Origin of the sequence: Rhizobium sp. AC27/96 (assembly GCF_001692325.1) — a bacterium.
Classification (GTDB): domain Bacteria; phylum Pseudomonadota; class Alphaproteobacteria; order Rhizobiales; family Rhizobiaceae; genus Rhizobium.
This window is the reverse complement of sequence record NZ_LXKN01000046.1, coordinates 165,150-178,525: the sequence shown is the minus strand read 5'-3', so window position 1 is coordinate 178,525 and position 13,376 is coordinate 165,150. Positions and strand designations below refer to the sequence as shown.

General features: G+C 62.1%; 10 protein-coding genes. 6 read left to right on the top strand and 4 right to left on the bottom strand.

The features are described from left to right. The first annotated feature begins 7 nt into the window (after positions 1–7). Both A6U86_RS26225 and mmsB read left to right on the top strand, forming a co-directional pair. The gene (locus A6U86_RS26225) at positions 8–1,066 is read left to right on the top strand and encodes an enoyl-CoA hydratase/isomerase family protein (protein WP_068397270.1); all 1,059 of its coding nucleotides are present in this window, start codon (positions 8–10) and stop codon (positions 1,064–1,066) included. A 22-nt stretch (positions 1,067–1,088) separates the two neighbouring features. Next, the gene (gene mmsB, locus A6U86_RS26220; RefSeq protein ID WP_068397262.1) at positions 1,089–1,970 is read left to right on the top strand and encodes a 3-hydroxyisobutyrate dehydrogenase; all 882 of its coding nucleotides are present in this window, start codon (positions 1,089–1,091) and stop codon (positions 1,968–1,970) included. Positions 1,971–2,269: 299 nt separating this feature from the next. Here mmsB and A6U86_RS26215 read toward each other — a convergent pair whose 3' ends face one another. Continuing rightward, positions 2,270–4,339, bottom strand: a complete 2,070-nt coding sequence (locus A6U86_RS26215) for an ATP-dependent helicase (protein ID WP_068397260.1) — start codon at positions 4,337–4,339, stop codon at positions 2,270–2,272. 276 nt (positions 4,340–4,615) lie between these two features. Between A6U86_RS26215 and A6U86_RS26210 the strand changes: the two genes are divergently transcribed. After that, positions 4,616–5,491, top strand: a complete 876-nt coding sequence (locus tag A6U86_RS26210) for an SMP-30/gluconolactonase/LRE family protein (RefSeq protein ID WP_068397259.1) — start codon at positions 4,616–4,618, stop codon at positions 5,489–5,491. A 75-nt stretch (positions 5,492–5,566) separates the two neighbouring features. Here the strand turns inward: A6U86_RS26210 and secD are convergent, their stop codons facing one another. From secD to A6U86_RS26195, 3 genes are all read right to left on the bottom strand, one after another. Next, positions 5,567–8,125 (bottom strand): protein translocase subunit SecD, encoded by a 2,559-nt coding sequence (gene secD, locus A6U86_RS26205; RefSeq protein WP_068397258.1) that lies wholly within the window; start codon positions 8,123–8,125, stop codon positions 5,567–5,569. A 94-nt stretch (positions 8,126–8,219) separates the two neighbouring features. Continuing rightward, entirely contained in the window at positions 8,220–8,639 is a 420-nt protein-coding gene (locus A6U86_RS26200; protein ID WP_068397253.1) for a hypothetical protein, read from the bottom strand. A gap of 161 nt (positions 8,640–8,800) precedes the next feature. Continuing rightward, positions 8,801–10,297: a glycosyltransferase family 39 protein gene (locus A6U86_RS26195; RefSeq protein ID WP_068397252.1), complete on the bottom strand. Its 1,497-nt coding sequence runs from the start codon at positions 10,295–10,297 to the stop codon at positions 8,801–8,803. Between the two features lie 707 nt (positions 10,298–11,004). On the opposite strand from A6U86_RS26195, the gene A6U86_RS26190 reads away from it, so the two are divergent. The 3 genes from A6U86_RS26190 to cheY1 all read left to right on the top strand — a co-directional run bounded on the left by A6U86_RS26190 (position 11,005) and on the right by cheY1 (position 13,372). Beyond that, positions 11,005–12,651: a globin-coupled sensor protein gene (locus A6U86_RS26190; RefSeq protein ID WP_068397251.1), complete on the top strand. Its 1,647-nt coding sequence runs from the start codon at positions 11,005–11,007 to the stop codon at positions 12,649–12,651. Between the two features lie 62 nt (positions 12,652–12,713). Beyond that, a complete protein-coding gene (locus A6U86_RS26185) occupies positions 12,714–13,010 on the top strand; it encodes an STAS domain-containing protein (RefSeq protein ID WP_068397249.1) in 297 nt (98 codons plus the stop codon). Beyond that, positions 13,007–13,372 (top strand): chemotaxis response regulator CheY1, encoded by a 366-nt coding sequence (cheY1, locus tag A6U86_RS26180; RefSeq protein ID WP_004128526.1) that lies wholly within the window; start codon positions 13,007–13,009, stop codon positions 13,370–13,372. Before A6U86_RS26185 ends, cheY1 begins: the two co-directional genes overlap by 4 nt. Positions 13,373–13,376 lie beyond the last annotated feature (4 nt).

Below are 13,376 nucleotides of genomic sequence, written 5' to 3'. Positions count from 1 at the left end.
GATTTGCATGAGCGGCACGGACGAGGTGATCATCGAGCGGCGAGGTTCCGCGGGCATCATCAGCCTTAACAGGCCGAAGGCGCTGAACAGCCTGACGCTGCCGATGGTGCGGGCCATAGCCTTGGCCCTTGAGGATTTTGCCGCCGATCCCTCAATTGCCAGCGTCATCGTCAAAGGCGAGGGAGAGCGCGGCCTCTGCGCGGGCGGCGATATCCGCCTGCTGCACCAGAGCGGCAAGGATGGTTCGGACGAGGCCGAGACCTTCTGGCGCGAAGAGTTTCGGCTCAACCACGCCATTTCATGCTATCCCAAACCCTATGTCGTGCTTATGGACGGTATCACCATGGGCGGCGGCGTCGGCCTCTCGGCGCATGGCAGCCATCGCGTCGTGACCGAGCGCACGCGCCTCGCCATGCCGGAAACCGGTATTGGCTATTTCCCTGATGTCGGCGCCACCTGGCTCCTGTCACGCGCACCGGGCGAGGCCGGTACCTGGATGGGGCTGGCGGGCCTTCCCATCGATGCCGCTGATGCCTTACACGCGGGTTTCGCCGATTATTGCGTTGCATCCTCTGCACTGCCCACGTTGGTGGATGCCATAGCGGCGCTGCCGGCCTCGGCTTCAACTCTGGACGTGCATGCCCTGATCGAAACCATGGCAACGCATGCCGGTGAGAGCCGTCTCGCGGTCAACCGCGACCTGATCGATCGCGCCTTCGCCGGGGATACGGTTGAGGGCATTCTACGGGCGCTGGGCCGGGAGCCGGGAGAATTCGCCGCCGAAACCGCCGGCGTGATTGCCAGCCGCTCGCCGACCAGCCTCAAGCTGACGCTGCGGCTGCTGCGCGCCGGCCGTGCGAGCGCAAATCTTGCGGAATGCCTCGATCGTGAACTCGGCGCCTGCATGGGCATATTGTATAATCCTGATTTCTACGAAGGCGTGCGCGCCGCTGTCATCGACAAGGACCGCAACCCGAAGTGGTCGCCGGCCAGCCTTGCGGAGGTGACGGTGGAGAGTATCGATCGCTTCTTCGTGCCGGCGCAGCCGCCGCTTTTCGCAGCATAATGGATCATGGGAGGAGAAAATCATGACACGGATCGCATTCATCGGCCTCGGCAATATGGGTGGGCCGATGGCCGCCAATCTGGTCAAGGCCGGCCACGCCGTCACCGGTTACGATCTCTCGCATGACATGCTCAAGGCCGCCGAGGCGGCGGGCATCAAAGCGGCGAACGTGCTGACGGAAGCCTTGGCGGAGGCCGAAGTGGTCGTCACCATGCTGCCCAAGGGCCAGCATGTCCTCACCGTCTGGACGGATATCCTGCGCTCCGTGCCGAAGGGGACGCTGCTGATCGACAGCTCTACCATCGATGTCGATAGTGCCCGCAAGGCTCACGTCATGGCGGCCGAGGCTGGTTGCCTCTCCCTCGACGCGCCCGTCTCGGGTGGCACGGGCGGCGCGGCGGCGGGCACGCTGACCTTCATGGCGGGCGGCTCCCCGGAAAGTTTTGCGGCGGCCCAGCCGTTGCTCGAAGTGATGGGTCGCAAGATCGTCCATTGCGGCGATGCCGGAGCAGGGCAGGCCGCCAAGATCTGCAACAACATGATCCTCGGCATTTCGATGATCGGTGTCTGCGAGGCCTTCGTGCTCGGCGAAAAGCTCGGCCTCTCGCATCAGGCCTTGTTCGATGTCGCCTCGACCTCGTCCGGCCAGTGCTGGTCGATCAACACCTATTGCCCGGTGCCGGGACCCGTGCCGACCTCGCCGGCCAACAACGACTACAAGCCCGGTTTCTCGGCGGCATTGATGCTGAAGGATCTCCGCCTGTCGCAGGAGGCGGCGCTGTCGAGCGGCGCATCGACGCCTTTGGGTGCGGAGGCAGCGCAGCTTTTCGGGCTGTTTGAAAAGCTCGGCAATGGCGGTCGTGATTTCTCCGCCATCATCGAGATGTTTCGGGAGGCGAACTAGGATCGCTGCGTAGTTGGGTGGCGCAAGGCTGCCCCTCTCCCCGCTCGCGGGGAGAGGGGGATTTGTGCCCCATGCTGCTTCAATCGGGCCGAGAGCAGGCTGTTTTTCGCTGCAGTCCGCTCTCCCCCGCGAGCGGTAGGGCAATCGCATATGAGGTGACATCGTTGCCACGCAACCCCTTCTCCCCAAGGGGAGAAGGAGCTACCAGTGCTGGCATGTTCCATACGCAATTGCCCTGCCGCGAGCGGGGAGAGGGCTAGGGTGAGGGGCCTTTGTCGAGCAACAACCCTAACGAGAGCTCACCGCCACATGCCGCGCATGCGCGCGCCGACGTCGACGCGGACCTGCCGGGCCCGAATGGCGGCTGGGCTTTCCGCCTTCGCTTGCGGCCAGCCGCAGACTTCGAAGAATTGCAGCAAGGTCGCCGGAATGAAGCGCGTGCGCGAGGCGAAGACATGCCTGTCGCCTTGCGCATGCTGGCCATGAACGAAAAACCGCTGCGGGATGACGAGGTCGAGATTGTCCTTCGCGCGCGTCATGGCGACATAGAGCAGCCGTCGTTCCTCTTCGATCTCAGCGGATGATCCGACGGCGAGATCGGCGGGAATGCAGCCGTCGACGGCATTGAGGATGAAGACCTTGGTCCATTCCTGACCTTTGGCCGAATGGATGGTCGACAGGATCAGATAGTCCTCGTCAAGCAAAGGCACGCCGGCCTGGTCGCTGGTGGCGTCAGGTGGATCGAGTGTGAGTTCGGTGAGGAAGCGTTCCCGCGAGCCGTAGCCGGCGGCGATCTGCTCGAGCTGGACAAGGTCCGCCTGGCGTGTCGCCGCATCCTCATGTGCACGCTCCAGATGCGGCTCGTACCATTGCCGAACCAGCCCGATTTCCGCCGGCCATCCCGCCTTGCCGCTTTTGACCTCGCGCATCGTCTCCACGAATGCAGTCCAGTCGTCTCCGGTGCGGGGTGGGGCAGGCAGCTCGGTGAGCGCCGTGATCGGGCTTGCCGCGTCGCCGATCTGGTCGAGCACGCGTTGCGCTGTGGAGGGGCCGACGCCGGGCAGAAGCTGCATCAGCCGGAAGCCAGCCACCCGGTCGCGCGGGTTCTGGGCGAAGCGCAGCGCCGCCAGCATGTCCTTGACATGGGCGCTGTCGAGAAACTTCAGCCCGCCGAATTTGACGAAGGGAATGTTGCGACGGGTGAGCTCCACTTCCAGCGGCCCGCTGTGACTTGAGGTGCGAAACAGCACCGCCTGCTGCTTCAGCCTGGCGCCGCCCTCGCGATTTTCCAGCACCTGATCGGCGACAAAACGAGCCTGATCGCTTTCGTCGCGCACCGTCACCAGCCGCGGGCGCTCGACGCTTTGGCGTTCGGTGCGCAGGTTCTTGGTGAAGCGCTCCGAGGCAAGGTCGATCACGGCATTGGCGGCGGCGAGGATCGGCTGCGTCGAGCGATAGTTGCGGTCGAGCGTCACGATGTCGGCGGCAGGCGTGAAGGCTTGCGGGAAATCGAGAATATTGCGCACCGTCGCCGCCCGGAAGGAATAGATCGACTGCGCATCGTCACCGACGACGGTCAGCCCATGGCCGTCTGGCTTCAACGCCAGCAGGATCGACGATTGCAGCCGGTTGGTGTCCTGATATTCGTCGACGAGCACATGGTCGAAACGGCTGCCAATGTCCTCGGCGATCAGCGGCTCCTGCAGCATATGCGCCCAGTAGAGCAGCAAGTCGTCGTAATCGAGCACATTCTGCGCCTGCTTGGCTTCGACATAGGCGGTGAAGAGATCGCGTAGCTGCGGTTCCCAGGTGGCGCACCAGGGAAAGAAGTCGCGCAACATCTCCGCAAGCGGGGCTTCCGAATTGACCGATCGCGAATAGATGGAAAGGCATGTCGCCTTGGTCGGAAAGCGGCTTTCCAGCTTGGAAAATCCGAGATCGTGGCGCGCGAGGTTCAGCAGGTCGGCGCTGTCTTCCCGGTCATGGATGGTGAAGGCCGGGTCGAGCCCGATCTGCTCGGCATAATCCCGCAAAAGCCGCGCGCCGATGCCATGGAATGTGCCGCTCCAGGCAAGCGCATCGGCGGTGACGCCCGCATTGGTGCCGAGTACTTCGCGACAGATCCGTTCGACACGGCGGCCCATTTCGGCAGCGGCCCGGCGCGAGAAGGTCATCAGCAGGATGCGGCGCGGATCGGCGCCTTTGACGATGAGATGCGCGACGCGATGGGCAAGCGTATTTGTCTTGCCCGAACCGGCCCCGGCAATGACAAGCAATGGACCGGCGACATGGCCGTTGCCGGTCGTCGTGCCGTGCTCGACTGCCAGTCGCTGCTCCGGGTTCAGCTTTTCCAGATAGGCCGCGGTCATGAACTCTCCCGAATGCGTCGGATAAAGGGCGCCAGGCGCAATCCGCGACGAATCGCATGGGCGAAATGATCCGGACGTTCTATGGATGTTCCGAATCGCTTGAGCGTGTCAAGCTTGGCCGATCTGCACGCAGATGTGACTTTTCGCGCAATAATCTTATCCGGATTCATGAGAGGCCGGCTCGAAAATGACTTTCTTCGTGCTTATGTATCATTTTGGCGCGGCAATTTGAGTTTTTGGGGATTCGCGTAGTGCGTAGAATGAAGGCTTCACGACATGAACGAAACGATTGCCACTGGGCTGCGTCTGCCTAGCGGATTGGTGGCTTTGCCGGACGGGCGCTTCGCGCTCGTGGAGATGGATGCGAGCCGTCGCTGTCTGAAACTTTTCGACACGAGCGGTGCTTATCAGGAAATCTGCCGGATCGGTGGGAGCCCGACCGGGATCGCGATCGATGGAGACGGATGCTTCTGGGTCGCGGACGGTCCGGAGAATTCCCTTGTCCGGGTGTCGCCGCAGGGGCGTGTGTTGCAGGTGATCGAAGGCAGCGCTGATGGCCCGTTCCTTCATCCCAATGCTCTCGCCTTCGGGCCTGACGGCCTTCTTTACATGACCGATTCCGGCATTCGCCTCGATGACTTGCTCGAAGGCGGCCATATCCATCCCGATTTCTTCAAGGCGGCCTATAATGGCTGCGTCTATCAGATCGATCCTGCCGAGGGCAGGGTCATCAGGGTCCTGGCCGCAGGCCTGCTTCTTGCAAGTGGCCTGGCTTTCGATGCCGATGGACTGCTTTACTACAGCGAGACACTGACCGGAAAAATCCACCGCCAGATCATCGGCGGCCGGCAGGAGCTTTTTGCCCAGTCGATGACATCGCCTGCCATCAACGTGCTGCGCGGGCCGTCCGGCCTTGCCTTCGACCGCAGCGGCACGCTCTATTGCGCCATGTATGGGCTGGGAGAGATTTCGCTGGTCGATGCAGACGGTAAAATGGCGGGCCATATCCGCACGAACGGCACACGGCCAGGCAATATCGCCTTCACCGTCGATGGCAAGCATTTGCTCGTCAGCGAGCAGGAAAACGGTGTCGTTGAGAAGATAACGGCGCCGCGTCCGGGGCTGCCACTGCATATGCCGTCCGTTTCGTAGAACGGCCCAATTTCTCAGGGTAGCTGGCGGACATGCCCGGCGACCGGGCATGTCCCTTTTCAATCCATTCGCCGATTATTCGGCAGCCGGGATCTGCTTGTTACCCTTGCCCGACTTGCCGTCTGTCGGCGCCGCATCATTGGCGGCGGGCTTGGCATGGCGACGGCGCCAGTCGCCGAGGAACAGCAGGATCGGCGCTGCGATGAAGATCGATGAGGCGCCGGCGACAAGAATGCCGAACACCATCGGGATCGCGAAGCTGGAGACGGCGCTGCCGCCCCAGATCGCCATCGGCACCAGCGCCAGGAAGGCGGTGGCATTGGTATAGAGGCTTCGCGCCAGGGTCTCGTTGATCGACCTGTCGATGATCTCGCGCAGCGGCATCGACTTGAAGAGCCGCATGTTTTCTCGCATGCGGTCATAGACCACGACCTTGTCGTTCACCGAATATCCCACGAGCGTCAGGATCGCGGCGATGGCCGTCAGGTTGAAATCGAGGCCGGTGATCGCGAAGAAGCCGATCGCCTTGGTGACGTCGAGTATCAGCGTGATGATGGCGCCGACCGCGAACGGCCATTCGAAGCGATACCAGATGTAGAACAGCATCGCGAGGCTGGCGATCACGACCGACAGGATGCCGGCCTGGGCAAGCTCGCCCGAAACCTTCGGGCCGATGACATCGGTGCCTTCAACGGTCGCGGTCGGGTCGATCTTGGCGATTTCGGCCTTGAGCTTGGTCACCGCGGCGGTCTGCGCTTCTTCACCGCCGTCCTGGCGCTGGGCGCGGACGAGGAGGCTGTTGTTATCGCCGAAGGTCTGCAGCGCGATTTCGCCGAGGCCGAGCGTGTTCAGACCCTCGCGGAAGGTCGCCAGATCGGCCGCGTCCTTGGTCTTGACCGACATCTGGATGCCGCCACGGAAGTCGACGCCGTAGTTGAGGCCCGGATGGAAGAACAGCACGACCGAGGCGAGCGAGAGGATCGCCGAAACGGTGATGCCAAAGAAGCGGGCCTTCATGAACTGGATGTGCTTGTCATAGGGGCTGAAGGGGATCAGCGGCCTGATGTTGATCACCTTGAACTTGCGGCGACGGGTGATGGCGATCATCACGACACGTACGAAGGCAACGGAGGTGAACATCGAGATGATGAGGCCGAGACCCATGGTGACGGCAAAGCCGCGAACCGGGCCGGAGCCGAAGTAGAACAGGATGGCGGCCGCGATCAGGGCCGTCATGTTGCCGTCGATAATCGTCGAATAGGCCTTCTTGAAGCCGTTATCGATGGCGGCGAAGGCGCCGCGGCCCTTGCGGGTTTCTTCGCGGATACGCTCGTTGATGAGAACGTTGGCATCGACCGCAAGGCCGATACCAAGCACGATGCCGGCGATACCGGGCAGCGTCAACGTGGCGCCGACCAGCGTCAAGGCCGAGAAGGTCAGGACCGTGTGAATGAGCAGTGCCACATTCGCGAGGATGCCCCAGGTGCCGTAGAGCACGAAGATGAAGGCGGCAACCAGGACGAAGCCGACCAGGCCGCTATAGATGCCCTTCTGGATCGCATCAGCGCCAAGGTCGGCACCCACGGTGCGTTCTTCGATGACGGTCAGCTTGGCCGGAAGCGCACCGGCGCGCAGCAGGGCTGCAAGCGTGGTGGCACTGTCGGCGGTGAAGTTGCCGGAAATCTGGCCCGAACCACCGGTGATCGGCTCGCGGATATTCGGCGCGCTCAGCACCTTGTTGTCGAGCACGATGGCGAAGGGCTTGCCGACATTTTCGCGGGTGATTTCCGCAAAGCGATTGGCGCCGGCGCTGTCGAAGCGGAAGGTGACGAGCGGCTCATGCGTGTTCGGATCGAAGCTGACGCGGGCGTCGGTCAGGCGGTCGCCGGACAGTTCGATACGGTCGAGAACCGGATAGCTGTTGCCCTGCTCGTCCTTGAGGATGGTGACGCCGGGGCCGGGATTGTTCGGATCTGCATTGTCGGCAAGCAGGTGGAAGGACATCTTCGCGGTCGAACCGAGCAGTTCGCGCAGGCGCGAGGGGTCCTGTGCGCCCGGAAGCTGCACGAGAACGCGGTTCGGGCCAACACGCTGGATGGTCGGTTCGGCAACGCCCACCTGGTCGACGCGCTTGCGGATGACTTCAAGGCTCTGCTGGACGGCGGAATCGACATTGCTGGCGATGCCGGCCTGCGAGAAGGACATGGTGATCGTGCCGCCGTTCGGGGCGATCGTCAGGTCGGACTGCCCGGCGGAGAGGCCTGAGGTGACCGTATTGGCAAGCGTCTGCAGCTGCGTCACCGCATCGCCGCTCTGCGTGGGATCGGTCAGCGTAACGACGACCTGGTTGCCGTTGCGGACGATCGAGCGGGTCTGGATGTTCTTGTCGCGCAGAACGCGGCGCGAATCCTGCTGCAGCGATTGCAGCCGGCCGTTGGTCAGATCCTTCTCGTCGACTTCGAGGACGAGGTATGAGCCGCCGCGAAGGTCGAGGCCGAGGGGTACCTGGCTATGCGGTAGCCAGTTTGGGACTTTGCTGAGAGCGGACTGCGGAAGGACGTTCGGCAAGGCGATGAGAAAGCCAAGCACGATGATCACCGAGTAGAGTGCCACCAGCCATGGTGAAGTGCGCATGGGTATTATCCTTGGAAATACACTTATGCCGGCGGTCGGGCCGCTGGCGGACGTAGGTCATGTCGGGGAATGCGCCAAAGGGCGCGTTAACCGGTCAGATGAGGCCGACCGGCGGGGCGCGGGCGAGATAGGCGCGAAACGCCAGTGTTTCAGGCTGCGTTACGTCGCTGCGATCGCGCGGCTGCCAGAGATCGATGAGAAGCGGGAACGATGGAGCGGCCGCGAGCGTCGCGGGGCCGATATCATGCCAGGTGGCTTTCGGCAGCGCCGTGCGATCGGCGACCACCGTGCCGCGGACCGGATCGCGCAGCGAAAGGTAAAGCGGCTGATTGTCCTTGCCGGAAGAAAGCGCATCCGCATCCGAGCGAGCGGCAAGATTGATGCCGCCGCCTAACGCCAGCCCGAGATAGGCGAAGAAGGCGAGGAACAGGGAGGCAATCACGCGCGCTCCGGCGCGGTGCGTCCTGTCGTCCTTATCTTCGCTGTCGGCGGCGCCGAATTCGAGCGGGCTCAACGGTAAAAGATGCCTTTATTCCTCTGCCGGTTCGAATTCCGGCGGTTCGGTCATGATATCAGGACGCCTAGCGTCTTCATAGTACGGCCTGTCATGCTGCACTTGTGCGAGCCGGTCAACCGTCCCGGTGCGATTTCTTCGCGCGTTACCCCGCTCAAGGATCAGGGTTTCGGCGCCAGACAGCTTGCCGGCACGCGATAGGCATAGAGGGTTTTGCCCTTCATGTCGCCGAAGGGGGGCGACCAGCTCTTGATGAGCTCGGCCTGACCCTCGGGGCAGGTGATCGGATCGTTGTCGACGAACAGCACCGGGCCGGTCACATCGGCCGGCAGAGAGAAATTCTGCTCGTAATAGCTCTTGGGAAAGCCGCCGAAATTGCGGGCATAGATCCGGAACGGCGCGCCCTTCAGCGTATAGAACAGATCGGCAATGATATCGCGGTCCGGGGATACGATGTCCGCTGTGTTTGCCGTCGTGGCGATGTCGGCGATTTCCTGGCTTATGATGCTGCGGCCGACATAGCGCTTCATCACAAGATCGCCGTTCGGCAATTTGATATCGAGAGCGAAGACCGTCAGCACCGGAATGACGAAGGCGACGACTGCCCCGATGATCAGGGAGGTCATCAGCCCTTTCTTCGTCAGGCGGTAGAGCAGCAAGACGGCGAGGATTGTGCCTGCGGCATAGGCGGAAACCGCCCAGTTGGCATAGGCCTTGGCGAAGAGGGCCTGCAGCGTGATCAGGATCACCACCGGCATGGATAGCCAGAACAGCAGCTTTTCCCTGTCATCGCCCTGTCCACGGATCAGCCGCCATGTCGCCCACAAGAGAGCGTAGAACACCACCGGTCCGACGACGCCGAACTGTGCCCCGGCGAACTCGAGCCCATTGAGCACATGCTTCAGCAGGCTCGTCCCGCCAGTGCCCGTGCTCCATTGGGCAATGCTTTCGGTGTGCTTTACGGTTGCCGCGCCATGCGTCAGGTTCCACCAGAGATTGGGCGCAACGACGATGGCGCCAATGATGGCTGCGATGACGACGTCCCGCCAGGCGATCCGCGCCGAGCGCAGCGTCAGCATGGCAATGCCCACTCCCGGCAACAGGAAGAGCACGGAGTATTTCGTCATGAAGGCAAGGCCGAGGCTGATGCCGAGGATCAGCGCTTCGGAAATGGACGAGCGCCTGGTCAAGCCGATGAAGGCCCAGATGGCGATCGTGATAAACAGGATCTGGATCGTGTCGGTCGACACCAGCACGGCCGAAAGCGAGGCAGCCGGCAGGGTGATGAAGATCACGCCGGCCCAGGGAGCGATCTCGCGCCCTGTCTCGTCATCGAACAGCCGCCGTGTCGTGCAGATCAGCATAAGTGCCGTCGCGAGATGGAAAAGCGGTGCGGACAGGCGGATCCAGAAGGTCGAGTCCGATCCCGAGATCGTATTGAAGAAGCGGATGACCCAGGCGATCATCGGCGGCTTGGAATAATAGCCGAAATCCAGGTTCTGGCCCCAGAACCAGTATTGCGCCTCGTCGACGAAGAGGTCGGTCCTGTTGGCGAGCAGCATGAGCACACGCCAGAGCGTCACGCCGAAGATGATTGCAAGCGCCACTCCCAGCGAAAGTTTCTGGGTGTTTGTTGGGGATTGGGTCGTATCGGACATTAACGGATGGATCTCGGTGCCGGGTCTTGAGGCTTAATACGGAACTATTAAGCCCAATGCTAGCTACCGCCGGGCGAGAAAGATGGCGGGGTGCTGCCGTGCCCTGGCCTCGAAAAGCCTCGACATCCGTCCCGATTCGGGATGGTTAAAGGACGCGGGAAGCGGCGCTGCCGCGTGCCCCTTCGAGACGGGATAGAAGCATGAAGGCAGCAAGCGTCATGCCGGCCATCAGCGAAGCGGTCAAACCAAGAACAATCATTGCTCTCTCCGTATCGACATCGAAGGTGTCTATAGCCTTCAGCCGTAAGGTATGAAGCTTGCTTGTGACTTGCGCTCCGCGAGTTTTTCTTTCGGTAGAACAAGTATTAGGAGCAGCTCTAAATTAGAGATGTTCGAAACAACGCCATCGGCCTGCCGTCATTAACCTTCGGGCAAGGAATTAACCATAAACATTGAGCTTGAACGTCGGAATGGGAAAATTGTGACTCGTTCTCACCAGGCATGAAGCCGCCCCGCCGTACCGTATAGATCCGGTATCCATCTCATCAGACAGGTCCGCGAAAGACTTTGATGAACGAGCGAGCTTCAGCGCCACGGTCATGTGATCCGTAGCGACCTGTGCCTTTCCTCGCCTCCTCATAGCGCTTGGCGCGGATCATCGGCAGTTTCGCCTGCGCAGGCGCGCGGGCAGTTTGGCGGGGACAATTTTGGCGCAGGATTCGCCGTCAGATCAGGCAGGCAGGGCGCAGGCTGGCAGCCTTCGCGACCGCTTGCGTTTTGCTGGTCTCGATGCCGGACAATGCGAAACCTTGCGCCGCAACCGGCCAATGCTCGAAGCCCATCTCAAGGCCGGACTTCGCGATCTCTTCCATCGTTTCCAGGCATTCCCGGACGCCGCGCGCAATTTTTCCAGCGAAAGCCAGCTCGAGCGTCTCCAGGATCTGCAGTCCTCGCATTGGGACGTGCTGACGGATGCACGCTTCGACAGCCTCTATGCAGAGCGCGTCAAGGTTCTGTCCGATAGCGAAAGCAAGATGGGCCTCGATCCGCGCTGGCATGTTGCCGGCCACGGCGTGGTCCTGGAGCATATTCTTGCCGGCCTTCTCGACGAGATGGGCGGCCGCGCCATTCTGCCCGGAGCCAGGCGCCGCGCTCGTGAATTGAGCGAGCTGGTCACCTCGGTCGTTCGCCTCGTCATGGTTGATGTCGAAATTGCCGTGTCCCTGCGCTTCAACGAATTGCGCATCGGCCATCAGCGCGCGCTCGCCGAGCAGCGGACAGCCGATCGCGCCGAGGCTGCGGATCTTTTTGCCGAACTGGCCAATAGTCTTACCGACCGCGATCTGACGGCCCGTCTGCCTGCCGATTGTCCCGAAGCCTATGCGGACGTGGCCGAAGCGCTGAATGCCGCGCTGGCTGATATCCAGCAGCAGTTTGCAGCGCTTTCCAGCGGCGTGCAGGCAGCGGAGACGACAACGGAAGCCATCACCCGCGCCTCCAGATCGTTCGCCGAGGATTCGGCTGAACAGTCCCGAGGTCTCGCAACGTCCGCGCGGCAGCTCGCCGAGCTTGCCGATCAGGTGCGCGGCAACGCCGCCAATACACGCTCGGCAGAACGCACGGCCGCTTCCACGCGCTCGGCTGCGGAAGACAGCGGCCGGATCGTCGGGCAGGCAATATCCGCCATGGCCGATATCGAGACATCGGCCGAAAAGATCGGTCAGATCATTGGCGTCATCGACGAAATCGCCTTCCAGACCAATCTTCTCGCCCTGAATGCAGGGATCGAAGCCGCCCGCGCCGGCGATAGCGGCCGTGGGTTTGCCGTCGTCGCACAGGAGGTTCGTGCCCTTGCGCAGCGTTCCGCCGATGCGGCGCGAGAGATCAAGGTCCTGGTGACAGGCACCAAGGCGCAGGTCGATGCCGGCGTCCAGATGGTCGGCCGCACGCAGGATGCGATCGGCAGCATCGTCCGCCAGGTGACCGACATCAACGAAGCCATCACCGGGATCGCAGCCGCCAGCGACGTGCAGGTCGCCGGTCTTACGTCGCTCACGGCCGATATCGGCTGCTTCAGCGAACGTGCGGCGGCAGGTGAAGGCCTGGCGAACCGTTCGCAGGACGGTGCGGATCATCTGCAGACCGTGGTTGTCGAGCTTGGCCGGACCATTCGTGAGTTTCGCATCGAGCGCGAGCGGCGCCATGCGGCGCCTCCGGCTCCGGCGAAGGCCGTTCAGCAGCGGCAGCTTCCCGTTCGCGATGAGTTCGCCGCCGGGCGGGACGAGGATGAGATGGCCGATTTCGGCTTCCCGCTTCGCAGGGCCGCCAGGGGAGGCGAGCAGAATGCCTACTGAGTTTACTGTTTCATGTGCATGCGGGCCGGTGGGCCTGATTTCAGACAACAAGGAATGAAGCGATGCCGAGCAGGAAGGGCGAAAAGACAATCAGTCTGGCTGCGGTGCTGGACCTCAACGAGGCCTCGACGCTCCGTGGCAAGTTGATGGGGTTGCGCGGCAGCAACGTCGCGATCGATGCATCCGGCGTCGAAAGGATTGGGGCCTTGTGCGTGCAGGTCATCATGGCGGCCGCCAAGACTTGGGATGAGGACAAGCTGTCCTTCACCTTTTCCAAGGTGTCGGATGCATTTCAAAAAACGATGCAGGTGATCGGGGTCGATATCTCCCATCTGCTTGCCAAGGAGATCCGGCAATGAAGAAAAAAGTGCTGACCGTGGATGATTCACGGACCATTCGAAACATGCTTCTCGTCACGCTCAACAATGCCGGTTTCGAGACCATTCAGGCAGAAGACGGCGTCGAGGGCCTGGAAATTCTGGAAGAAGCCAACCCGGACGTCATCGTCACCGATATCAACATGCCGCGCCTCGATGGCTTCGGCTTCATCGAGGGCGTGCGCCGCAACGACAGGTACCGCGCCGTTCCGATCCTCGTGCTGACGACCGAGAGCGACGCTGAAAAGAAGAACCGTGCCCGCCAGGCCGGTGCGACCGGCTGGATCGTCAAGCCGTTCGACCCTGCCAAGCTGATCGATGCCATCGAGCGTGTAACCGCCTAACCAG